Annotated in this window: 19 protein-coding genes and 2 tRNA genes; 9 read left to right on the top strand and 12 right to left on the bottom strand. The window is 65.2% G+C overall.

Features of this window, described 5'->3' with window-relative positions; genetic code table 11:
• Positions 1-208: 208 nt before the first annotated feature.
• Positions 209-1,909 carry a YbaL family putative K(+) efflux transporter gene (gene ybaL, locus LK540_RS10630; RefSeq protein WP_229437271.1) on the bottom strand — a complete coding sequence of 567 codons (1,701 nt, stop codon included), beginning with the start codon at positions 1,907-1,909 and terminating at the stop codon, positions 209-211.
• A 173-nt stretch (positions 1,910-2,082) separates the two neighbouring features.
• Between ybaL and LK540_RS10625 the strand changes: the two genes are divergently transcribed.
• The 5 genes from LK540_RS10625 to LK540_RS10605 all read left to right on the top strand — a co-directional run bounded on the left by LK540_RS10625 (position 2,083) and on the right by LK540_RS10605 (position 7,344).
• Positions 2,083-3,264, top strand: coding sequence for a lipid-transfer protein (locus LK540_RS10625; protein ID WP_229437270.1), 1,182 nt, complete (start codon positions 2,083-2,085; stop codon positions 3,262-3,264).
• On the top strand, positions 3,264-4,409 hold the full coding sequence (locus tag LK540_RS10620; RefSeq protein WP_229437269.1) for an acyl-CoA dehydrogenase family protein: 1,146 nt from the start codon (positions 3,264-3,266) through the stop codon (positions 4,407-4,409). Before LK540_RS10625 ends, LK540_RS10620 begins: the two co-directional genes overlap by 1 nt.
• Positions 4,410-4,512: 103 nt before the next feature.
• The gene (locus LK540_RS10615; RefSeq protein ID WP_229437268.1) at positions 4,513-5,664 is read left to right on the top strand and encodes a CaiB/BaiF CoA-transferase family protein; all 1,152 of its coding nucleotides are present in this window, start codon (positions 4,513-4,515) and stop codon (positions 5,662-5,664) included.
• Positions 5,665-5,695: 31 nt separating this feature from the next.
• Complete coding sequence (locus LK540_RS10610) at positions 5,696-6,964, top strand: DUF445 domain-containing protein (protein ID WP_229437267.1); 1,269 nt, start codon at positions 5,696-5,698, stop codon at positions 6,962-6,964.
• Positions 6,965-7,035: 71 nt separating this feature from the next.
• Positions 7,036-7,344 carry a putative signal transducing protein gene (locus LK540_RS10605; RefSeq protein ID WP_229437266.1) on the top strand — a complete coding sequence of 103 codons (309 nt, stop codon included), beginning with the start codon at positions 7,036-7,038 and terminating at the stop codon, positions 7,342-7,344.
• Between the two features lie 321 nt (positions 7,345-7,665).
• Here LK540_RS10605 and LK540_RS10600 read toward each other — a convergent pair.
• From LK540_RS10600 to LK540_RS10580, 5 genes are all read right to left on the bottom strand, one after another.
• A tRNA-Met gene (locus tag LK540_RS10600) sits at positions 7,666-7,742 on the bottom strand.
• A 70-nt stretch (positions 7,743-7,812) separates the two neighbouring features.
• Positions 7,813-7,889, bottom strand: a tRNA-Met gene (locus LK540_RS10595).
• Between the two features lie 81 nt (positions 7,890-7,970).
• Positions 7,971-8,933, bottom strand: coding sequence for a tRNA (adenosine(37)-N6)-dimethylallyltransferase MiaA (gene miaA, locus LK540_RS10590; RefSeq protein ID WP_229437265.1), 963 nt, complete (start codon positions 8,931-8,933; stop codon positions 7,971-7,973).
• A gap of 1 nt (position 8,934) precedes the next feature.
• Positions 8,935-10,854 (bottom strand): DNA mismatch repair endonuclease MutL, encoded by a 1,920-nt coding sequence (mutL, locus tag LK540_RS10585; RefSeq protein ID WP_229437264.1) that lies wholly within the window; start codon positions 10,852-10,854, stop codon positions 8,935-8,937.
• Between the two features lie 46 nt (positions 10,855-10,900).
• On the bottom strand, positions 10,901-11,845 hold the full coding sequence (locus tag LK540_RS10580) for a peptidylprolyl isomerase (RefSeq protein WP_229437263.1): 945 nt from the start codon (positions 11,843-11,845) through the stop codon (positions 10,901-10,903).
• A gap of 168 nt (positions 11,846-12,013) precedes the next feature.
• Here LK540_RS10580 and LK540_RS10575 point away from each other — a divergent pair, with 168 nt between their 5' ends.
• Entirely contained in the window at positions 12,014-12,658 is a 645-nt protein-coding gene (locus LK540_RS10575) for a VTT domain-containing protein (protein WP_229437262.1), read from the top strand.
• A 188-nt stretch (positions 12,659-12,846) separates the two neighbouring features.
• A complete protein-coding gene (locus LK540_RS10570; protein WP_229437261.1) occupies positions 12,847-14,022 on the top strand; it encodes a carbonic anhydrase in 1,176 nt (391 codons plus the stop codon).
• 49 nt (positions 14,023-14,071) lie between these two features.
• On the opposite strand, the gene LK540_RS10565 is transcribed toward LK540_RS10570, so the two are convergent.
• A complete protein-coding gene (locus LK540_RS10565; RefSeq protein WP_229437260.1) occupies positions 14,072-14,866 on the bottom strand; it encodes a D-hexose-6-phosphate mutarotase in 795 nt (264 codons plus the stop codon).
• 94 nt (positions 14,867-14,960) lie between these two features.
• On the opposite strand from LK540_RS10565, the gene LK540_RS10560 reads away from it, so the two are divergent.
• The gene (locus LK540_RS10560) at positions 14,961-15,473 is read left to right on the top strand and encodes a hypothetical protein (protein ID WP_229437259.1); all 513 of its coding nucleotides are present in this window, start codon (positions 14,961-14,963) and stop codon (positions 15,471-15,473) included.
• A gap of 23 nt (positions 15,474-15,496) precedes the next feature.
• Here LK540_RS10560 and LK540_RS10555 read toward each other — a convergent pair whose 3' ends face one another.
• Together LK540_RS10555 and tsaE are read right to left on the bottom strand one after the other, a co-directional pair.
• Positions 15,497-16,885, bottom strand: a complete 1,389-nt coding sequence (locus LK540_RS10555) for an N-acetylmuramoyl-L-alanine amidase (RefSeq protein ID WP_229437258.1) — start codon at positions 16,883-16,885, stop codon at positions 15,497-15,499.
• Positions 16,852-17,334: a tRNA (adenosine(37)-N6)-threonylcarbamoyltransferase complex ATPase subunit type 1 TsaE gene (gene tsaE / locus LK540_RS10550; protein WP_229437257.1), complete on the bottom strand. Its 483-nt coding sequence runs from the start codon at positions 17,332-17,334 to the stop codon at positions 16,852-16,854. Before tsaE ends, LK540_RS10555 begins: the two co-directional genes overlap by 34 nt.
• A gap of 57 nt (positions 17,335-17,391) precedes the next feature.
• On the opposite strand from tsaE, the gene queG reads away from it, so the two are divergent.
• On the top strand, positions 17,392-18,486 hold the full coding sequence (gene queG / locus LK540_RS10545; RefSeq protein WP_229437256.1) for a tRNA epoxyqueuosine(34) reductase QueG: 1,095 nt from the start codon (positions 17,392-17,394) through the stop codon (positions 18,484-18,486).
• Positions 18,487-18,492: 6 nt separating this feature from the next.
• Here the strand turns inward: queG and LK540_RS10540 are convergent, their stop codons facing one another.
• From LK540_RS10540 to LK540_RS10530, 3 genes are all read right to left on the bottom strand, one after another.
• Positions 18,493-18,846 carry a DUF3052 domain-containing protein gene (locus LK540_RS10540; RefSeq protein ID WP_229437255.1) on the bottom strand — a complete coding sequence of 118 codons (354 nt, stop codon included), beginning with the start codon at positions 18,844-18,846 and terminating at the stop codon, positions 18,493-18,495.
• Positions 18,847-19,237: 391 nt separating this feature from the next.
• The gene (locus LK540_RS10535) at positions 19,238-19,819 is read right to left on the bottom strand and encodes a response regulator transcription factor (protein ID WP_229437254.1); all 582 of its coding nucleotides are present in this window, start codon (positions 19,817-19,819) and stop codon (positions 19,238-19,240) included.
• 19 nt (positions 19,820-19,838) lie between these two features.
• The gene (locus tag LK540_RS10530; protein ID WP_229437253.1) at positions 19,839-21,854 is read right to left on the bottom strand and encodes a PAS domain-containing sensor histidine kinase; all 2,016 of its coding nucleotides are present in this window, start codon (positions 21,852-21,854) and stop codon (positions 19,839-19,841) included.
• Positions 21,855-21,892: the final 38 nt, after the last annotated feature.

Raw genomic sequence — 21,892 nt, 5'->3', positions numbered from 1 at the left:
CGGTACGCACGTATCCGGCGGACTGCAGCAGTGAGGTGCTGCTCGTGATATGGGCGACGGCCGCAAACCTCTCGACTGGCGTCTTCCAACATCATCGCAAACGCCGGCGGGCGAATCATCCCCGCCGCAGGTGCAAGGCCAGGCACGTAACCGCGTGGGCACGGAGTGCCCACCCTACGGGAGGCTACCCGGCCGATTCTCCTGCATCTCAATGCGCGTGCTGCACATCCTTCAAGGTATCGAGCACATACCGCGTCATACTGCCCGCCAGCTCGTGCTCGCCCAGGAACACCTTACCGCCGGTATCCTCGCGCAGCAGTTCCGCTTCCTGCTCGTTATGCGTGCGCACCACCACGCGCACCGTGGGATTGAGCGCCTTGGCCGTCTCGATCATGGTGCGCACGTGGAAGGTATCGGGCGTGGCGATCACCAGCACCGCCGCGCGGGCGATGTGGGCCTGGATCAGCACCGCCGGTTCCGCCGCATTGCCCACCACCGCCGGCTGGTCGCGCTTGCGCAGGGCGTCGACGATCTCGCGGTTCTGCTCGGCCACCACGTAATGGATGCCTTGCGCGCTGAGGGCGTCGGCAATGCGCCGGCCCACGCGGCCGTAACCGACCAGCACCACCTGGCCGCTGAGGCGCTCGTGCGGCACCGTCATCGGCAGTTCGGCCAGCGGGTCGGGCGAGGATTCGAGCTTGCGCACCGCGCTAGAATTGGCGCGCAGCCAGCGCTGCAGCGGCTCGATGGCCGTGAACAGCAAGGGATTCACCGCAATCGAGATGATGGCGCCGGCCAGGATCAGGCTTTGCCCTTCCTGCGGCATCAGGCCCAGCGAAATGCCGAGCGCGGCCAGGATGAAGGAGAACTCGCCGATCTGCGCCAGGCTGGCCGAGACGGTGATTGCGGTATTGAGCGGATAGCGCAGCGCCAGCACCAGCAGCATCGCCGCGATCGACTTGCCGAAGATGATGACGGCGACCACGCCCAGCACCTTCAGCGGGCTGTCGACCAGCACCATCGGATCGAACAGCATGCCGACCGACACGAAGAACAGCACCGAGAATGCGTCGCGCAGCGGCAGCGATTCTTCGGCCGCGCGGTGCGACAGATCGGACTCGCGCAGCACCATGCCGGCAAAGAAGGCGCCGAGTGCGAACGACACACCGAACAGCTCCGACGAACCGTAGGCGATGCCGACGGCGGCGGCGATCACCGACAGCGTGAACAGCTCGCGCGAATTGGTCTTGGCCACGCGCCACAGGAACCAGGGGAAGAGCTTGCGCCCGACCAGCAGCATGAAGGCGATAAAGGCGCCCACTTGCAGCAGGGTCTTGCCGAGCGCGTACCAGATCGAGACATCGGCGTCGGCGCCCTTGCCGCCGAGCGGACCGGCGATCGCCGGCAGCAGCACCAGCACCAGCACGGTCACCAGGTCTTCGACCACCAGCCAGCCGACCGCGATGCGGCCGTTCATGGAATCGAGGATGCCGCGGCTTTCCAGCGCGCGCAGCAGCACCACGGTACTGGCCACCGACAGCGCCAGGCCGAACACCAGGCCCGCGCCCAGGCTCCAGCCCCACAAGTGGGCCATGCCGATGCCCATCGCGGTGGCCACCGCGATCTGCAGGATCGCGCCCGGCAGGGCGATCCGGCGCACGTCGAGCAGGTCGCGCAGGGAGAAGTGCAGGCCCACGCCGAACATCAGCAGCATCACCCCGATCTCGGCCAGTTGCGAGGCCAGCGACACATCGGCAACGAAGCCCGGTGTGGCTGGACCGATGACGATACCGGCGGCCAAGTAGCCAACCAGCGCGGGTAACTTCAGGCGGACGGCGATCATCCCGAAGAGAAGGCCGAAGCCCAGCGCGGCGGCAATGGTGGTGATCAGACTGAGTTCGTGATGCATGCAGTACAGCTCCTTATCAAGGTGGAATCGGAGCAGTATAAGCGACGTAGCAATTTCCTTGCCAAAAAAATAGAGAGGAGCCTCGGACATTCACGTCTTCTGCGGCAGTGCTATCTGTCTATAATCGAACGATAGAAAAGGACCACAGGTCCCTACACAATCAGGAGACGAACATGAGCAAGGTTTATGTGACCGGCGTCGGGATGATCCCGTTCGCCAAGCCCGGCGCCAGCGCGCCGTATCACGAGATGGGCGCGCAGGCCGCCCGCGCCGCGTTGCAGGACGCCGGCATCGACTACAACGACATCGAGCAGGCCTACGCCGGCTACGTGTACGGCGATTCGACCTGCGGCCAGAAGGCCTTGTACGGCGTCGGCATGACCGGCATCCCCATCGTCAACGTCAACAACAACTGCTCGACCGGCTCCACGGCCCTGTTCCTGGCGCGCCAGGCGATTGCCAGCGGCGCCGCCGATTGCGTCCTGGTGCTGGGCTTCGAGCAGATGAGTCCCGGCGCCCTCGGTTCGGTGTTTACCGACCGCCCGGCGCCCTTCGACGACTTCGACGCCGTTACCGACCGCCTGGTCGGCAAACCCGAGATTCCGCTGGCGCTGCGCTACTTCGGCGGCGCGGGCCTCGCGCACATGGAAAAGTACGGCACGCCGCTGGAAGCATTCGCGCGCATCCGCGCCAAGGCCAGCCGCCACGCCGTCAACAATCCGCTGGCGCTGTTTCGCAAGGAAGTCACGGCCCAGGACGTGCTCGACGCCCCCGCCATCTGGCCCGGCGTGATGACGCGCCTGATGGCCTGCCCGCCGACCTGCGGCGCGGCCGCCGCCGTGCTGGTCTCCGAAGACTTCGCGAAGAAGCGCGGCCTGCGCGCCGACGTGCACATCGCGGCCCAGGCCATGACCACCGACCGCGCCAGCACCTTCGACGCAAACGACATGATGCGCCTGGTCGGCTACGACATGAGCCGCGAGGCCGCCGCCAAAGTGTACGAGCAGGCCGGCATCGGCCCCGACGACGTCGACGTGATCGAGCTGCACGACTGCTTCGCCCACAACGAACTGATCACCTACGAAGCCCTGGGCCTGTGCCCGGAAGGCGGCGCGGACAAATTCATTCGCGAGGGCGACAACACCTACGGCGGCAAGGTCGTCACCAATCCGTCCGGCGGGCTGCTGTCGAAAGGCCACCCGCTCGGCGCCACGGGCCTGGCGCAATGCTTCGAGCTGACCCACCAGCTGCGCGGCAGCGCCGGTGCGCGCCAGGTCGACGGCGCGCGCACGGCCCTGCAGCACAACCTGGGGCTGGGCGGCGCCTGCGTCGTGACCATGTACCGCGCGGGCTGATGATGGAGATCGTACCTTCCTGGACCAACCCGGAGCTCGATGGCTTCCGCGACGCCGTGCGCCGTTTCGTTGCCAGCGAAATCGCGCCGCACGGGCAGCGCTGGCGCGAACAGCAGCACGTCGACCGCGACCTGTGGCACAAGGCGGGCGAGATGGGCCTGCTGGCCGCCGACATCCCCGAGGAATACGGCGGTGCGGGCGGCAACTTCGCCCACATGGCCGTGGTGTTCGAGGAACTGGGCTACGCCGGCGACATGGCCTTCGGCCTGCACGTGCACGCCATCGTCGCCCACTACCTGCTCAATCAAGGCACCGAGGAACAGAAGCGCCGTTACCTGCCCAAGCTGGCCAGCGGCGAAATGGTGGCCGCGATCGCCATGTCGGAACCGGGCGCCGGCTCGGACCTGAAAGGCATCCGCACGGGCGCCGTGCGCGGCGCGGATGGCTACCGCCTGAACGGCTCGAAGACCTTCATCTCGAACGGCTACCTGGCCGACCTGATCCTGGTGGTGGCCAGGACCGACCCGGCCGGCGGCGCGAAAGGCATCTCGCTGATGCTGCTCGAGACGCGCGACAATCCTGGTTTTCGCGTCGGCCGCATCCTGGAAAAGGTCGGCCAGAAGGGCCAGGACACCTGCGAACTGTTCTTCGACGACGTGCACGTGCCGCTGGCGAACGTGCTCGGTGGCGAAGAGGGCAGGGGCTTCGCCCAGCTGATGACCGAGCTGCCCTACGAGCGCACCATCATCGGGGTGGCCGGCGTGGCCGCCATCGAGCGCGCCCTGCACCTGACGGTGGAGCATGCAAAGGAACGCCGCGCCTTCGGCCAGCTTCTGATCGAGATGCAGAACACCCGCTTCGTGCTCGCGGAAATGAAGACCGAAGCCACGGTGGCGCGCATCTTCATCGACCGCTGCGTCGAAGACATGCTCGCAGGCCGCATGGACACGGTACGCGCCTCGATGGCCAAGTACTGGATCTCGGATTTGCAATGCAAGGTGGTCGACGGGTGCGTGCAGCTCTTCGGCGGCTATGGCTACATGCTCGAATACCCGATCGCCCAGATGTACGTCGACGCCCGCGTCCAGCGCATCTACGGCGGCGCCAACGAGATCATGAAAGAGATCATCGCCCGCTCCTTGTGAACCGTGCGCCATTCGGCGGCTTTGGTACCCACCGCAAACCGCCAATACGTAGGGTGGGTTCTCGAACCCACCACAACACCGCTCGCTTATTCGACAACTGAAAATGCCCGGACCCCTCCACGGTATCAAAATCATCGAACTGGTCGGCATCGGCCCCTGTCCCTTCGCCGCCATGATGCTGGCCGACATGGGCGCCGAGGTCATCCGCATCGACCGCAAGCAGTCGCCCAGCGCCGCCAGCCCCTTCCCATCGCTCGGCACCAGATACGACGTCATGGCCCGCGGCCGCCGCTCCATCGCCCTCGACCTGAAGCACCCCGAAGCGAAAGAGGTCGTCCTGACACTGCTGGAACAAGCCGACATCCTGCTCGAAGGCTTCCGCCCCGGCGTCATGGAACGCCTCGGTCTCGGCCCCGACGCCTGCCTCGCACGCAACCCGAAGCTGGTCTACGGCCGCATCACCGGCTGGGGCCAGACCGGCCCGCTGGCGCAAGCCGCCGGCCACGACCTGAACTACATCGCCCTGTCCGGCATGCTGCACGCCATGGGCCGTGCCGACACGCCGCCAAGCCCGCCGCTGAACCTGGTCGGCGACTTCGGCGGCGGCGCCATGATGCTCGCCTTCGGCGTGGTCTGCGCTGCGCTGGAGGCAAGGGGTTCCGGCAAGGGCCAGGTCGTCGACGCCGCCATGACCGATGGCTCGGCCCTGCTCGGTGCGATGATGTACGGCCTGCGCGCGCACGGCTCCTGGCGCGACGAACGCGCCGCCAACATGCTCGATGGCGGCGCCCCGTTCTACGACACTTACGCCTGCCGCGACGGCAAATTCCTCTCCGTCGGCGCCATCGAACCGCAGTTCTATGCGCAGCTGTTAATGCTCACCGGCGCCACCGATCCCGAGTTTGGCAAGCAATGGAGCCAAGGCCGCTGGCCCGAGCTGAAGGCAAAATTTGCCGCCCTGTTCGCCACCCGCACCCGCGACGAGTGGTGCACCCTGCTCGAAGGCAGCGACGCCTGCGTCGCCCCAGTGCTCGACATGGCCGAAGCACCGCAGCACCCGCACAACCGCGCACGCGGCACGTTCGTGAACATCGACGGCGTCACCCAGCCCGCCCCGGCCCCGCGCTTCAGCCGCACCGTGCCCGAAGCCGGCGCCGCACCGGCCACGCCCGGCCAGCACAGCGCCGAGGTGCTGGCCGACTGGGGCTGGGCGCCAGATGCAATCGAAAAGCTGAAAACCTTTCAAGTCATATAGGATTGCTACGGAATAAACACTTACCGTAACCATGACGAAAGAACGCGAACTCGACCAATCGAAACGGCTGGCACTGGCCTTTTTCATCGGCGCGGCCGCGCTGTTCGTGCTGAGCTTTTTCCTGCCGCAGACCTGGTGGACGGGCTTGCTGAAAGCGTTTTCCGAAGCAGCGATGGTCGGCGCCCTGGCCGACTGGTTCGCCGTGGTGGCGCTGTTCAAGCGCGTGCCGATTCCGGTGGTGTCGCGCCACACGAACATCATCCCGAACAACAAGGCCAAGATTGCCGATAACCTGGCGCTGTTCGTACGCGAAAAATTCCTCGATACCGAATCCATCGTCGGCCTGATCCGCAAGCACGACCCGGCGCAAAAGGTCGCCGACTGGCTGGTCAAGCCGGCGAATACCGAGCGCATGGGCCAATACCTGGTAAAAGTCGCATCCTGGATGCTCGACTTCACCGAAGACACGGCGGTACAAAACTTCCTGCGCAAGGCCGTGCACTCGATGGTGAAAAGCGTCGATTTATCCAAATCCGCCGGCACCATCCTGGAAAGCCTGACGCGGGGAGGGCGGCACCAGGAACTCCTGAACGAAGGCATTCACCAATTGGCGACACTGCTGGATAACGAGGAAACCCAATCCTATATTTCGCAGGGCATCGTCGACTGGCTGAAGGAAGAGTATGCCTTTATCGAAAGGATGCTGCCCTCGGAACTGATCGGCAGGAAGGGCGCGGATATCGCCGTGCGCCTGGCCTCGGGCATCCTGAACAAGGTGAGCGAAGACCCGCACCACCCGCTGCGCCAGCGTTTCGACGCGTTCACGGCCGAATTCATCGAGCGCCTGAAAGCCGACCCGGCCTTTGCCGCGCGCAGCGAGGAAATCAAGAACTACCTGCTGAACGACGAGGCGCTGAACAATTACCTGGCTTCGCTCTGGAACGAATTGCGCGAGTGGCTGAAGCGCGATTTGCAGGGCGAGACCTCGATGCTGCGCGGGCGCATCGAATCCGTTGGCGCCTGGCTCGGCCAGACCCTGGCCGACGACCCGCAACTGCGCCACTCCCTGAACGAGAACCTGGAACTGGCCTCGCGTGCGGCGGCGCCGGAATTCGCCGTCTTCCTCACCCGCCATATCGCCGACACCGTGAAGAACTGGGACAGCGCCGAGATGTCAGAACAAATCGAACTGAATATCGGCAAGGATTTACAATTTATTCGCATAAATGGCACGATCGTCGGCGGCCTGATCGGCGTGACGCTGTACCTGCTGTCGTCGCTGCCTGGTTTGCTGAACTGAGCGCGCAACCCGGCGTCATGCCGAAACCGGACAAGGTAGTATTGGCTCATCCATCAACGCAGGGAGAGCCCATGGATCAAGCACTCGACGCATGGCTGGCCGCGCATCCGGAAATCGAAGCTGTCCCCGGACGCGATTTGTTCATCATTGCGCGTTACCTGGTGCCGATGGAAGCGGCCATGATGCAGGGCTGCCTGGAAGCCTCGGGCATTCCGGCGGTATTGGCCGATGCCCACCTGATGCAGACCGATCTTTTATTGGCCCCGGCCCTGGGCGGTGTGCGCATTCTGGTGCCGGCAAGTTATTTGCAGCAGGCGCAAGCGGTGATCGAAGCCTATGGCCGCGGTGAATTCTCGTTGGATGAAGACGCCGAGGTCTGATGGCGACAAGCTGGCGCCAGATTTTTGCGCCGACGTTTCCCGTAGGGTGGGCACTCTGTGCCCACGCGGAACGATGAGCATAGGTAGCAGGGTTTCATCCGACGCCCCAATCCCATCGAAACGTATCGGAATGATCATTTGGAAACGCCAACGAATGGCATCTGCACGATTGAAATGGGGGATAACTCGGTGCAGACTTCCGCGTGGGCACAGGGTGCCCACCCTACGGTGTCGCGTGAACAAAACGCTGCCGCATGAGCAAAAGCCCGCTCCATAAACCAAAAAGCCGCCGATTCTTGCGAACCGGCGGCTTGTCGTATCTGGTGGTGATAGGTGGACTTGAACCACCGACCCCAGCATTATGAGTGCTGTGCTCTAACCAACTGAGCTATATCACCGAAAGCTGCTTACTGAAACCTGATAAGCAAATGGCTTGACTCGCATGAGCCAAGCCATCGCTTGGAATCCTGGTGGTGATAGGTGGACTTGAACCACCGACCCCAGCATTATGAGTGCTGTGCTCTAACCAACTGAGCTATATCACCAAAGAGAACGATATTATCCAAGGCGGAACGCGCTCTGTCAAGGCTGCTTCAGCGAAACAGCGCGCGTTTTTCGCGGCAGTGCTAATCCGACAAGCCATCTAGGTGGCGCAACATCGCGCCCGCCGGGTCGGGTCCCATGAAGTCGACCACGATCCGCTCCGGCATGGCGCGCAGCCAGGTCAGCTGGCGCTTGGCCAACTGGCGCGTGGCGATGATGCCGGTCTCGCGCAGGCCGGCACGGTCGATCTTTCCGTCCAGGTAATCCCAGGATTGGCGATACCCGACGCAGCGCATCGACGGCAAATTCGGCGACAAATCGCCACGCGCACGCAGGCGCGCCACCTCGGCCACGATGCCGGTGTCGTCGGACGTGCCCAGCATCTGCTCGAAGCGCTGCGCGATGCGCTTGTGCAGGATGCTGCGGTCCGGCGTCTCCAGCGCAAACGACACCAGCTCGAAAGGCAGTACCGGCTTTTCACGCCGCGCCAGCAGCTCCGACATCGGCTTGCCCGTCAGTTCGATGATCTCCAGCGCGCGGTTGATGCGCTGGGCGTCGGCGGGCGCCAGGCGCTCGGCGGTGACCGGGTCGAGCGCGCGCAGCCTGGCGTGCATGCCGGGCCAGCCGATCTGTGCGGCCTCGGCATCGAGGCGCGCACGCACGGCGGCGTCCGCCGTCGGCAAGTCGTCCAGACCCTCGGTCAGGCCCTTGAAATACATCATCGTGCCGCCCACCAGCAGCGGTAATGCGCCACGCGCCGCGATCTCGGCCACCAGGCGCAGGGTATCGTTCCTGAACTGCATCACCGAATACGCGTCGAGCGGGTCGATGATGTCGATCAGGTGGTGCGGCACGGCCGCCAGTTCTTCAAGCGTCGGCTTGGCGGTGCCGATGTCCATCTCGCGGTACACCAGGGCCGAGTCGACCGAAATGATTTCGACCGGCCGCTCGCGCGCAATGGCGAGGGCGGCCGCGGTCTTGCCCGACGCGGTCGGGCCCATGATCGCCACGGCCAGCGGCCGGGCGTTTGCTACTTCATTCAACATGTTATTGACCGCGCAGGAACAGTTTGTCGAGGGCCGCGATGTCGAGCTGGACCCAGGTCGGGCGGCCATGGTTGCACTGGTCGGCGCGCTCGGTGCTTTCCATCTGGCGCAGCAGCGCGTTCATTTCGGGAATAGTTAGGATGCGGTTGGCGCGCACCGCCGTGTGGCAGGCCAATGTGCCGAGCAGCTCGTTCCTGCGTTCGATCAGCACGCGCGAGCCGCCGAATTCGCGCACGTCGCGCAGCACGTCGCGCGCCAGCGTCTGCGCGTCGGCGTTCTTCAGCAGCGTCGGCACCGCGCGCACGGCCAGCGTGGTCGGCGACAGGGCGGCGATATCGAAGCCCAGCGCCTTCAGGGTGTCCTGGTGGTCGTTGGCGGTGGCCACCTCGATCGCATCGGCAAAGAAGGTCACCGGAATCAGCAGCGACTGCACCCCCATATCCTGGCCTTCGACCTGGGCGTCGAGCGCGTTCTTCAGTTGCTCGTACAGGATGCGCTCGTGCGCCGCGTGCATGTCCACCAATACCAGGCCGCGCGTGTTCTGGGCCAGGATATAGATGCCGTGCAGCTGGGCCAGGGCGAAGCCGAGCGGGAAATCGTCGTTGCTCGGCGCGCTTGATACGGCCGGCATCGGCGCCACCTGCAGCGGCGCCGATGGTGACGATGACGCCGCTGCGCCAGTGCGTTCGTTATCGGCAAACAGCGCGCCATAGTTGGCCGTGGTCTGCGCCACGCCCTGTGTCGCCGGGGCATCCCAGCGGCTGCCCGGCGGGTAGGGCGAAGGCGAAAAGGTCGGCGCCAGTTGCGCGCCGAACGAGGTCTGCTCGTGCGGACGGCGCCAGTTGGCGTTCGCGTTCGACGACGATGGCGTGATCTCGGCCGCGGTGAGCGGCGCCGGCACGCTGCCGTGCGCCGTGGCGGACGTTTGCGCCAGCGCGCGCTGCACCGCGTGGAACACGAACTGGTGCACGGCGCGGCCGTCGCGGAAGCGCACTTCGGTCTTCGACGGGTGCACGTTGACGTCGACCAGGGACGGATCGAGGTCGAGCGCCAGCACGTAGGAAGGGAAGCGGTCGCCGTGCAGCACGTCCTGGTAAGCGGCGCGCACCGCGTGCACCAGCACCTTGTCGCGCACAAAACGTCCGTTCACGTAGAAGAACTGGCCGTCGGCGCGCGCCTTGGAGGCGGTCGGCAAACCGGCATAGCCGAACAGGCGCAAGGGGCCGGCGACTTCGTCGATGGCGATGCGCGCCTCGGCGAAATCATTGCCCAGGATCTGGCTGCTGCGCCGGGCCATCTCGCCCACGGCCCAGTGGTCGATCGTGCGGCCGTTATGCGTGAGGCTGAACGAGACGTCGGGGCGGGCGAGGGCGATGCGGCGCACGACCTCGGCGCAGTGGCCGTACTCGGTCTGCTCGGATTTCAGGAATTTGCGGCGCGCCGGCGTATTGAAATACAAATCCTGCACGTCGATGGTGGTGCCGAGCGGGCCGGAAGAGGGCACGACCTGGCCCAGGTGCGAGCCGACGATTTCCCAGGCGTGCGGCGCGTCCTTGGTGCGCGAGGTGATCGACACCGCCGCCACCGAGGCAATCGAGGCCAGCGCCTCGCCGCGAAAGCCCAGCGTCGCCACGTTCTCGAGGTCGGTCAGCGAGGCGATTTTCGAGGTGGCATGGCGCGCCAGGGCCAGCGGCATCTGGTCGGGCTCGATGCCGCGGCCGTTGTCGGTGATGGCGATGCGCTTGACGCCGCCTTCTTCCAGGCGGACCGTGATCTGGGTGGCGCCGGCGTCCAGCGCGTTTTCCAGCAGCTCCTTGACGACGGCCGAGGGCCGCTCGACGACCTCGCCAGCGGCGATCTGCGAAATCAGCTGGTCGGGAAGTTGCTGGATGGGACGGTGGGTAGGGACGGGCGCGTTCATCGCTCAGATTATATCGCGCGCCGAAATCGCCGGTCCCCGTGTTGTCTTATTTTTGCTCGCCGCTTTTTTCACGCACCGGAATCGGCGCATTGCACAAATCGACGTGCCCTGCCGCCACCACGTTCCACGGGCCGCCGCGGTTGCGCTGGGCTTCCACCACTTTCTGGTACGTGGCGCTGTCGGTGCGCATCACCTCGAAGTTGCTGCGCTCTTCCTGCGGCACATCCGCCGCCACGCGCAGGGACTTGATCGGCACCTGCATCTCCGGCTTGTCGTAGAAACCCATCGGCGCCGGGCCGCGCGGCATCGAGGACAGGAGCGGCATGCCGGATACGACGCGCCCGACCACGGTGATGTTGCGGTCCAGGTGGCGTGGCGCCTGGCCGGTGACCACGTACAGCGCGGTGCCGCCGCCGCTGTCGGCCTCGTTGTCGCGGCCCACGCCGACCATGGCGTAGCAGTGGGCGAGCCAGGTTTCGCCCTTCTTCGGGTCGCGCCCGACCGGGAAACCGTTCGAATGGCCGACTTGCGGCGCGTAGCCGTCCACGTCCTTCAGGCGCGTGAAGTGGCGGTCGTTCTTGATGGGGGCGGTGAACTCGGCCTTCAGCTTCATCTTCGCGTCTTTCACGGGACGCGGATTCTTTTCGTCCGGGTCGCCCCACTGGACCACGAAGTTGTCTTGCGAACGCAGGACGACCAGGCCGTCGAAATAATGCTCGCGCGCCAGGGCCTTGATGTTGGCGGCATGGTTCAGCGCGAAGGGTGGGGCCAGTTCGATGACCACGCGGCCGCCCGGCAAGTCCATGTAGAGCGTGTTCTCGAGATCCAGCGGGCGCCAGTCGGCTGCCTTTGATTCCTTGACGATCTCGCCCACGCTCGCCTTCGGCGGCAAGGGTTTCGGCTCGGCCGCCCGGGCCGGCGCACTCGCGAATGTACTTGCCAACGCACTTGCCAACACCAGCACGCCGATGGTCATCGTTCCAGCATTCATCTCCACCACCTTTGTTGTTTATGTAAGGTAATTGTAGACCTGAATTTGCGTGTTTCGGAAACTTAACACACCCTTAAATATCGCAAGCGGCGGGAAGTCTGCTTGTCCGGCCAGAGGTTTTGGCGGGCTCACTAATGGTATGATGCGGCGTTACCGTTTAGGAAAATTATGGATCTGATGCAATTTTTCGACATGATTCTTCATGTCGATAAGACGTTGGGCGTCCTGCTGGCCCAGTACGGCGTGTATGTCTACATCGTCCTGTTTGCCATCGTGTTCTGCGAGACCGGTCTCGTGGTCCTGTTTTTCTTCCCGGGCGACACCTTGCTCTTCATCGCCGGCGCCTTCTGCGCTACCGGCGAAATGAGTTACCCGCTGCTGATGGCGCTGTTGATCATAGCCGCCGTCACAGGCAACACCCTGAATTACTACATCGGCGAAGCCGTCGGCCAGCGCATGTTCACCCATGATTACCGCTGGATCAACAAGGACGCGCTGCACCGTACCCACGACTTCTTCGAAAAGCACGGCGGCAAGACCATCATCCTGGCGCGCTTCGTGCCGGTGGTGCGCACCTTCGCCCCGTTCGTGGCCGGCGTGTCGGACATGACCCATACCCGTTTCCAGCTGTACAACATCACCGGCGCCGTGCTGTGGGTAGCCAGTCTGGTGACTGCCGGCTACTTCTTCGGCAACATTCCTATCATCCGCGACCACCTGACCGAGATCGTGCTGGTGGGCGTGAGCGCGGCCATCGTGCCGCTGATGCTGGGCGGCTTGTGGAAGTTCGGCCGCAGGATGTTGAGCCGATAAGCCTGGCTGGCAACACCCTTGTTCGCAAACCTGAAGCGCCGGATTGTTCCGACGCTTTTTCGTTGCGCACCGCGTTTAAATCGGCAAAAACGCTCAAGTTTCCGTACGGAAGCGTCGTTAAAGGAGGGTAGATAACTTCCACCCACCCCATGCGCCACTTCATCGCCCTGTTCGCTTGCAGCCTCGTCATGCTCCACGCAAGCGCCAACGAACCGCCTGCCCACGCCGCCAAGCCGGAAGCGGACGCGGCCAGGAAGCTCGCGGCCGACATCGCCAAGCCTGCCAGCGCCAAGCCTGCGGCCGACAAGGCCGATAAGGCCGCGCCTGCCGCCGACAAGGCTGCCGCCGACAAAGCCGCGGCCCTGGCGATTGCCCGGGCGGCCGACAAGTCGGTGGCCGACAAGGCCGCTGCCGAGAAAGAGCCAAAGGGCGAGAAGGCCGTCGACAAGCCGGGCAAGACCAGCGCGAGCACCGCCGACAAGGCGGCCTCGGCCATTTCCGCCACCAGCGAGGAAGATGCCGAAGTCGATCTGTCGGTGCGTATCGCCGAGCGCCTGGCCGAGATGCGCGCCAAGCAGGCCGCGCGCATGGCCGCCGCCGCCAAGGCGAAAAAGGCTGCCGAAGCCAAGCGCAAGAAGGAAGCCGCCGCAGCCGCCGCCGTGGCCGTGGCTGCCGCCGCGCCGAAGATCAGCAACCACTGGGACTACGAAGGCGAGTTCGGTCCCGAGAACTGGGGCAAGATCAACCCGGCCTGGTCGCAGTGCGGCGCCGGCAAGCGCCAGTCGCCGATCGACATCCGCGACGGCATGAAGGTCAGCCTGGACGAGATCGATTTCAATTACCGTTATTCGGACTACACCGAGGTCGACAACGGCAAGACCGTGCAGGTGAATCTCGCGCGCGGCAACTTCATGACGATCGGGAACCAGAGCTACGAACTGGTGCAGTTCCACTTCCACCGTCCGTCGGAAGAAAAGATCAACGGCAAGGGCACCGAGATGGTGATCCACCTCGAGCACCGCGGCCCGGGCGGCAAGCTGGCCATCGTCGCCGTGCTGCTCGAGCGCGGCAAGGCGAACGACGCCATCCAGACCGTGTGGAACAACATCCCGCTGGAGAAGAACCAGCAGGTGGCGTCCAGCGAGCCGCTCGACCCGCTGGAACTGCTGCCGGAACGCCGCGAGTACTACACCTACATGGGCTCGCAGACCACGCCGCCGTGCACCGAGAACGTGCTCTGGCTGGTGATGAAGCAGCCGATGACGGCGTCGCCGGCACAGATGGCCCTGTTCTCGCGCCTGTATCCACTGAATGCCCGTCCGGTGCAGGAAAGCGAAGGGCGGATGGTGAAGGAATCGAATTAAAACGAAAGCCGGCGCGAGCCGGCTTTTTTGTTTGGCAGGTGCGATTGCCCTACGAAACGTGATATTCACCCACCCAGTGCTCGCCCGGCTGCAGCACCGGCCCGTTCAACAAGGCCGGCTCGACGCACACGAAGCGCCGGTACTCCTCGTCCGCCATGTCCGACAGCGCCGCCGCATCTTCCGCGCCCGGATTCCACACCACCGCATCGGTGAACCCTTCCTGGCGCACGGTCAGCATCACGCCGCCATCGATCAGCGCCAGCGGCGGCGTGACGCCTTCATACACATGGTCGAACTTGCCCGTGATGGCCAGCTCTTCGCGCTCGACGCCGTTGATGCGCACGGTGCCGATATCGCCCACCAGGTGATAGGTGTGCAGGGCTGCCGCGAAAGGAAACGCATCCTGCCCGGCATTGCGTACTTCAAAGCGCATCCTCAGTTCGTTGGCGTGGATGGCCACCCGCAGCGCCAGCGCAAAGCCATGCGGCCAGGCCGTCGCGTGTTCCGGCGCCAGGTCCTTCGGCTCCAGCGCGAGCACCGCAAAGGCCCAGCCATGCTCGACGCCGCTGTCCTCGACACGCCAATTGCTCACGCGCGCAAAGCCGTGGCGCATGCCCTCGCCGCGCTCCGCGAACTGCGGAAAGATCACCGGCACGCCGCCACGGATCGCGCGGCTGCCGTCGAGCGCCGACTGGGCGCTGCAGAACAGGCGCTCGCGCCCGTCGGCGCCGCGCCAGGAAATCAGGTGGGCGCCGTACAGGGTGACGCAGGCTTGCGCGCCGTCTGGCGCGGTGAGGAGCAGGGCCGGCAGCTGGCCGTAGGTGGTCTGGATCGCGGCTTCCATTTCGATGGTTGTCGTTTCATTACTTGGGCGGGTAGTATGCCATGTCCATCGGTCCGATGCGTCGACACAAGAACCATGCTTTCAAAGGATGCCCATGCTCGCCTTAAGCGATCCTCGCTGGAATGAACTGAACGATGCATATGGCAATGCAAGCGCGGTTCCCGCACTGCTGGCGCAATTGGCCCGGCAGCCGGACGACGATGGCGATGCCGAGCCATGGTACAACCTGTGGAGTGCGCTGGCGCACCAGGGCGACGTGTACCCGGCTTCGTTCGCGGCGGTACCGCATGTGGTCGAGGCCCTGGCGGCATCGCCCAAGACGGCCAGTGCCGTCTATTTTCACTTTCCGGCATGGATTGAAATTTGCCGGCACAGGAATACGGTCGCGGTTCCAGCCGACCTGGAAACGGCCTATTTCCAGGCGCTGGCGCGCTTGCCCGCGCTGGTGGCCGAGGTGGCCGGAAAAGAGTGGGATGCGGCCTTCAGCGCGTGTGCGCTGTCGGCAACAGCGGCAGCCAAAGGCCAGCACCAGCTCGCGCAGGCGCTGCTGGAACTGGCTTCACCCGAAACCGTGGGCGAGTTCATGGAATGGATGGATGAGCGCTAGCCGACCAGCGCCCATTGCCAGGCTTAGGTCGTGCGGCTCTTCGCCATCGGCGGATTCGCCGAGAAGTAGCGCTTGATGCCCTTCGCAATCGCATTCGCCAGCTGGTCCTGGTAGCCGTCGTCCTTCAGCTTGGCCTCTTCTTCCGGGTTCGAGATGAAGGCGGTCTCGACCAGGATGGATGGAATGTCCGGGGCCTTCAGCACCGCAAACCCGGCCTGCTCGACGGCCGCCTTGTGCAGGCGGTTGATGCCGCCGATCTCGCCCAGCACGGCCTTGCCGAGTTTCAGGCTGTCGTTGATCTGGGCCGTGGTCGAGAGGTCGAACAGCACGCTGGCGAGCTGCCTGTCGTGGCGGGCGAGGTTCACGCCGCCGATCATGTCGGCCTTGTTCTGGTCGTTCGCCAGCCAGCGTGCGGCGGTCGAGGTCGCGCCTTTTTCCGACAGCACGAACACCGAGGAACCGCGCGCGGTCGGCACCGTAAAGGCGTCGGCGTGGATCGACACGAACAAATCGGCCTGCACCTTGCGCGCCTTTTCCACGCGGGTACCGAGCGGGACGAAATAGTCGCCGTCGCGGGTCAGCATCACGCGCGTGTTCGGCAGCGCTTCCAGCTTGGTCTTCAGGCGCTTCGCCACGGCCAGCACGATGTCCTTTTCGCGGGTGCCGGTGGCGCCGATCGCACCCGGGTCTTCGCCGCCATGGCCGGGGTCGAGGGCAATCGTCACCATGCGCACCACGTTGCTGACCGGGGGCTTGGGCTTGATCAGGGATTTTCCCGGCGCCGGCGGCGGGGCCACTTGAGGCGTGCCGCCCAGGGCGGCGATCTCGGCCTCGATGCGGCCCACCGGATCGGGCACAGGCGGCTGGGCTGGCGCTGGTTGGGCCGGCACTGCGGTCGGGGTACCGTCGCCGGGCGACCATTCGCCTTTTTCGATCAGGGCGGCAATCGGGTCCGCCTCGCGCACCGGATACAAGTCGAAGATCAGGCGGTGCTTATAGGTGCCGACCGGGGCCAGCGTGAACACCTGCGGCTTGATTTCTTCCTTCAGGTCGAACACCAGGCGCACCACCCTGGGGCGGTTCTGGCCGACGCGCACCTGCTTGATGTAGGGGTCGTTCGGCTCGACCTTGGCCACCAGGCTTTTCAGCGTGTTGTTCAGGTCAAGGCCGTCGATGTCGACCACCAGGCGCGGCGGATCGGGCACCAGGAAGTGCTCGGTCTTCAGGTCGCTGTCGTTTTCCAGCGTCACGCGGGTGTAGTCGTCGGCCGGCCAGACGCGCACGGCCAGGATCTGGGCGGCGCTTGCCGGCAGGGGCGCGACGACAGACAGCAGCAGGGTGCCGCCGGCTTTCAGCAGGGTACGGCGAGCGCCGGACGTCACGGGGGAGGGAAGGAGAGACGGTCGAGGCATAGCAGGCCTAATTCGGACAACGCCTGCAATTCTACAGTACGCCCGAGGCCGCTAACATTAAGCAAGACTTTAACGTCGGGCAATGGCAACACCGGTTCGCCCTTTTCCGGCCATTCGACGATGCAGATATTCTTGCCGTCGAAGTCTTCGCGGAAGCCCGCATCGAGGAATTCTTCCGGGCTCGACATGCGGTACAAATCGTAGTGGATGATGTTCGCCGGCTGGCCGCCCAGCTGCACGCGGTAGGGTTCCGACAGGGTATAGGTCGGGCTCTTGACGGTGCCCTTGTGGCCGGCCGCCTGGATCAGGGAACGCGTGAGCGCGGTCTTGCCGGCGCCGAGGTCGCCGTGCAGGTAGATGACCAGGCCGGGCAAGATGGCGCGCGCCAGGGCGGCGCCCAGGGCGGCGGTGGCCGCTTCGTCCGGCAGGTAGGCTGTGAAGTGCTGCATCAATTAAAATGGTAGGTTTCGCGGCGCGCCGGCGCCGCCAGTGTGATTCTTCTTGCCATGATTCCAACTTCCCCCGACCTGCACGAACTCGCGCGCGCCATCAAGGCGTGGGGGAGGGAACTCGGCTTTGCCGACGTGCGCATTGCCGACGTCGACCTCGCGCATGCCGAGGAAGGCTTGCAGGCCTGGCTGGCAGCCGGGCACCATGGCGAGATGGATTATATGGCAAGCCACGGCATGAAGCGCGCCCGGCCGGCCGAACTGGTGCCGGGCACGGTGCGCGCCATCGTCGCGCGCATGGATTATCTGCCGAAGAATAATGAGCCGGGGTCGGCTTGGCGCGCCCGCGAGGCGGCGCGACAAGCCGACCCCGGTGCGGCCGTGGTGTCGGTGTATGCGCGCGGCCGCGACTACCACAAGGTGCTGCGCAACCGCCTGGCCCAGCTGGCCGAACGGGTGAAGCGCGAGATCGGCGAGTACGGCTACCGTGCGTTCACGGATTCGGCGCCGGTGATGGAACTGCCGCTCGCCGCCAAGGCCGGCCTGGGCTGGCGCGGCAAGCACACGCTGCTGCTGTCGCGCGAAGCCGGTTCGACCTTCTTCATCGGCGAGATCCTGGTCGATCTGCCGCTGCCGATCGATGAGGCGACCAGCGGCCACTGCGGGCAGTGCAGCAACTGCATTGATCTCTGCCCCACGCAGGCCATCCTCGGCCCGGGGCGGCTGGATGCGCGGCGCTGCATTTCGTATCTCACCATCGAGCTGAAAGGCAGCATTCCGCTGGAGCTGCGCCCGCTGATCGGCAACCGCATCTACGGTTGCGACGATTGCCAGCTGGCTTGCCCGTGGAACAAGTTTGCCCAGCGCGCGGTGTTGCCGGATTTCGACGAGCGCAATGGCCTGGGCGATGCTTCGCTGGTGGAACTGTTTGCCTGGGAAGAAGAGGAATTCAACCGCCGCACCGAGGGCAGTCCGATCCGGCGCATCGGCCACGAGCGCTGGCTGCGCAACCTGGCGGTGGGGCTGGGCAATGCGGCATCAAGCCGTGCCGGCGATCCGGCTATCGTGGCGGCCTTGCGTACGCGTGCCGAGCACCCGTCCGCGCTGGTGCGCGAGCACGTGCGCTGGGCGCTGGGGCAGCATGGAGCCTGAAGGGCGTCATGCCTCGATGCGTTTCGCGCGCAGGGCCGACCAGTCGCCATCAATGGAGATCATGGCTACCGAAGTGATGCCCTGTTCCTTGAGGTAGGCGCTGATCGTGTCGCGGTTGATGTCGGTGGCTTTCGAGGCGGTCTGCTTCAGGTAGGCGATCCACAGCGAGCCCTTGTCGCCCAGGCGTTCCTTGGCCAGCGGCACGGCCGCTTCCAGCTCCTTGCGGTTCAGGCAAAAGGCCATGATCACGTCGAAGGGCCCGTCGCCTTCTTGCATGATTTCTTGCGGAAACTGCGCCACGACCGATGGGTGGGTGTTGCCGTTGATGACCTGCATCGATTTCGCGTTTCGCAAAAACATCCTGTCTGCAACTGTCTTTTCGTTCATCTGCTTTTCCTAAAAGAAGTTGGCGTCGCGTGGCGGGAAGGGGCGACGCGTTCAAATTGATTTTACAAGCGATTGGGGAATGGCGAGGATGGGTGGGTGTCCGGTGCGCGCGGGGTGTGACCGGGAGTTGTGGCTGGGTTTGGGTGGGTTTTTTGGCGAACGTGGCGCTGTTGCGTGATGCGTTATCGGTAGGTTTGATCCGCGTGGGCACGAGTGCCCACCCTACGGTCACCGTTATCGGCGAGATCATACGAACCCCGGATACGCAGCGTGTCCCGTAAGGTGGGCACCCCGTGCCCACGCGGATTCAACACACCATTAACGGCTCACGCAACAGCGCCACGAACGTGGAAAACGGCTCCGCTTACTTCAACAACCCCGCCAACTCGACCGCCGTCTTCACCTGCATCTTGTCGAAGATATGCGCCCGGTGCACCTCCACCGTGCGCATGCTGATGCCCAATTCGTCCGCGACGACCTTGTTCATCTTCCCCGCCAAAATCAGGTCCAGCACCTCGCGTTCGCGCGCCGACAGGGTCGCCAGCCGCATGCGCACCTGGTCCGATGCGGCCGCCGCGCGCGAGGCGGCCAGGGCCTGGTCGACCCGGTCCATCAGCTGGTTGTCGTTGAACGGCTTCTCGAAGAAATCGAAGGCCCCGCGCTTGAGCGAATCGACCGCCATCGGCACGTCGCCGTGCCCGGTCAGGAAAATCACCGGCAGGCGCGGCAGCAGCCCGCGGCCGATCAGCTGGTCGAACACGGCCACCCCGTTCATGTCGGGCATGCGCACGTCGAGCAGCACGCAGTCGCCGTCGAGGTCGGGCTCGCCCACGCTGTCGAGGAAGGCTTGGCCGCCGGCATAGCCGCGCGCCGCCAGCCCGCGCGACTGTGCCAGCCAGGCGAGTGCGTCACGGATGACTTCTTCGTCGTCGACGATGTGCAGCATGCGATACCTCCTCAATGCACTATTTTAGCTCAGGCGCACCCGTTGCAGATGCCGCCGCCGCCACATCGCGGCGCGGCAGGCTGAAGGTAAACACCGTGCCGCCGCCCGGATTCGGCGCATGGGTGAGCGTACCGCCGTGGAATTCGATCGCCGTGCGGCAGATCGACAGGCCCATGCCCATGCCTTCGGCCTTGGTCGAGAAGAAGGGCGAGAACAGGCGCTCGGCCACGTCGGGCGGGATGCCGTGGCCATTGTCGATCACCGACACCGACACCTGGGCCGCGTCGGCATCGGCCGCAATGCGCAGCACGCGCCGCTCGGGCGGCACCTCGGCCATGGCCTCGATGCCGTTGCGGGTGAGGTTCAGCAGCACCTGTTCCAGCATCAGGCGGTCGGCCAGCACCGTGGGCAGCTGGGCCGGCAGCTCGAACTGCAGCGCCACGTAAGCCTTGCGCGCCTGCAGCTCGACCAGGGCGCGCACGCCGTCGACCACGCTCTTGATCGCCACTTCCTCGCGCTGCGGCTCGCTCTTCTTCACGAACTCGTGCACGCTCTTGATGATCTGGCCGGCGCGCTGGGCCTGCTGGCGCGCCTGCTCCAGCGCGCGCCGCAGCAGGCTGGGCTCGACCGGCACGCCCTTGTCGGCCCGTTCCAGCACGTTCAGGGCGCCGGCTGTGTAACTGGAAATCGCCGCCAGCGGCTGGTTCAGCTCGTGCGCCAGCATCGACGAGATTTCGCCCATGGTCGCCAGGCGCGCGCTCGCTTCGAGCTTTTCCTGCTGCTGACGGTTCAGTTCCTCGGCCTTCTTGCGGTCGGTGATGTCGAGGATGGAACTCATCCAGCCGGTCTGCTTGCCGCGGCTGTCGACCAGCGGCGCCTCGAACACCAGCACCGGCACGCGCACGCCATCGGTGCGCTGGAATACGGTTTCGAATTGCGGCGTGGCGGTGCCGGCCAGGATTTTGGCGAAGCGCTCTTCGTAGTCGGTTGTCGCTTCCGGCGCCCAGTAGGGCATGGGCGGCTTCTTGCCGAGCAGTTCTTCCGCCGGCAAGCCGACGATCTGGCAAAAGGCCTTGTTGACGTAGGTGACGCGCCCCTCCAGGTCGCGCGCGCGCAGGCCGGTGAGCAGCGAGTTTTCCATCGCGGTGCGGAAGGCCATCTGCTGGCGCAGCGCGCTTTCGGCGGCCAGGGTACGCGAGATGTGGCGCCACAGGCTCATCAGGCTGATCAGGAGACCGAGCGCCAGCACGATCACCGAACCGACCAGCAAATTCGGCAGCAGGCGCGGCGAGCCCTTCACGCTGTCGGTGGCCAGCACGATCGAGCTGCCCGGCAGGTCGAGCGCGCGGCGGTGGGTGTAGACGCCGCGTCCCGGTCCGCCGTCGGCACGCGCGGCCACGGGGTCGTCGTCGCGGTCGAGCAGGGCCAGGGCGTTGTCCTGGGCGAACCACCAGGGCACCGTTTCGTCGAGCAGGACCTTCAGGCTGTAGGTGGCCACCAAAGCGCCGGCGTACTGGCCGCGCCGGAACAGCGGCAGGTAGTAGTCGATCATGCCGGGCGCGTGGGCGCTGGCGCCGTAGGGCTCGGTGTAGCGGCCGGCGCGGGTCAGGCGTGCCATTTCCATGGCTTCGGCGCCGACCGATGCCAGGCCGCCCGGCGGCAGTTCCAGGCCGTGATGGGCCAGGGTCGCGCCATCGGGGCCGAGCCAGAGCACGCGGCGCAGTTCGTGGCCGTTCTTGAACATCTGGTCCAGGCGCGCCTGCAACTGCTCGGGCGCGGGCGGCTTGACCAGCAGGTCTGCGCCGAGCACGGACAAGGCTTCCTCGCTGCGCGCCAGCTCGAAACGCAGGGTCTGCTCGACCCAGAGCGTGTCGGCGATCAGCTGCTCCTGGCGCTCGTTGGCCTCCATCTGGCGCGCCTGCCAGGGCAACCAGATCAGCACCGCCAGGAACAGCAGCACCAGCAGCAGCGGCACCAGCCAGCGCCAGGGACGGGACAGGCTGGCGCGGCGCGGCAGGCGGATGGGATTTTTCATGCGGGACCGTACAAGTTTGCGTCGAGTGATGTTATTGT

This window comes from Massilia sp. IC2-278 (genome assembly GCF_020708045.1).
Classification (GTDB): domain Bacteria; phylum Pseudomonadota; class Gammaproteobacteria; order Burkholderiales; family Burkholderiaceae_D; genus Telluria.
This window is presented reverse-complemented; position numbering and strand designations above follow the sequence as displayed.

What these genes read in the sequence shown, in the direction of transcription:
- ybaL (WP_229437271.1), bottom strand. Translation starts at nt 1,909, where the DNA reads ATGCATCACGAACTCAGTCTGATCACCACCATTGCCGCCGCGCTGGGC.
- LK540_RS10625 (WP_229437270.1), top strand. Translation starts at nt 2,083, where the DNA reads ATGAGCAAGGTTTATGTGACCGGCGTCGGGATGATCCCGTTCGCCAAG.
- LK540_RS10620 (WP_229437269.1), top strand. Translation starts at nt 3,264, where the DNA reads ATGATGGAGATCGTACCTTCCTGGACCAACCCGGAGCTCGATGGCTTC.
- LK540_RS10615 (WP_229437268.1), top strand. Translation starts at nt 4,513, where the DNA reads ATGCCCGGACCCCTCCACGGTATCAAAATCATCGAACTGGTCGGCATC.
- LK540_RS10610 (WP_229437267.1), top strand. Translation starts at nt 5,696, where the DNA reads ATGACGAAAGAACGCGAACTCGACCAATCGAAACGGCTGGCACTGGCC.
- LK540_RS10605 (WP_229437266.1), top strand. Translation starts at nt 7,036, where the DNA reads ATGGATCAAGCACTCGACGCATGGCTGGCCGCGCATCCGGAAATCGAA.
- miaA (WP_229437265.1), bottom strand. Translation starts at nt 8,933, where the DNA reads ATGTTGAATGAAGTAGCAAACGCCCGGCCGCTGGCCGTGGCGATCATG.
- mutL (WP_229437264.1), bottom strand. Translation starts at nt 10,854, where the DNA reads ATGAACGCGCCCGTCCCTACCCACCGTCCCATCCAGCAACTTCCCGAC.
- LK540_RS10580 (WP_229437263.1), bottom strand. Translation starts at nt 11,845, where the DNA reads ATGAATGCTGGAACGATGACCATCGGCGTGCTGGTGTTGGCAAGTGCG.
- LK540_RS10575 (WP_229437262.1), top strand. Translation starts at nt 12,014, where the DNA reads ATGGATCTGATGCAATTTTTCGACATGATTCTTCATGTCGATAAGACG.
- LK540_RS10570 (WP_229437261.1), top strand. Translation starts at nt 12,847, where the DNA reads ATGCTCCACGCAAGCGCCAACGAACCGCCTGCCCACGCCGCCAAGCCG.
- LK540_RS10565 (WP_229437260.1), bottom strand. Translation starts at nt 14,866, where the DNA reads ATGGAAGCCGCGATCCAGACCACCTACGGCCAGCTGCCGGCCCTGCTC.
- LK540_RS10560 (WP_229437259.1), top strand. Translation starts at nt 14,961, where the DNA reads ATGCTCGCCTTAAGCGATCCTCGCTGGAATGAACTGAACGATGCATAT.
- LK540_RS10555 (WP_229437258.1), bottom strand. Translation starts at nt 16,885, where the DNA reads ATGCCTCGACCGTCTCTCCTTCCCTCCCCCGTGACGTCCGGCGCTCGC.
- tsaE (WP_229437257.1), bottom strand. Translation starts at nt 17,334, where the DNA reads ATGCAGCACTTCACAGCCTACCTGCCGGACGAAGCGGCCACCGCCGCC.
- queG (WP_229437256.1), top strand. Translation starts at nt 17,392, where the DNA reads ATGATTCCAACTTCCCCCGACCTGCACGAACTCGCGCGCGCCATCAAG.
- LK540_RS10540 (WP_229437255.1), bottom strand. Translation starts at nt 18,846, where the DNA reads ATGTTTTTGCGAAACGCGAAATCGATGCAGGTCATCAACGGCAACACC.
- LK540_RS10535 (WP_229437254.1), bottom strand. Translation starts at nt 19,819, where the DNA reads ATGCTGCACATCGTCGACGACGAAGAAGTCATCCGTGACGCACTCGCC.
- LK540_RS10530 (WP_229437253.1), bottom strand. Translation starts at nt 21,854, where the DNA reads ATGAAAAATCCCATCCGCCTGCCGCGCCGCGCCAGCCTGTCCCGTCCC.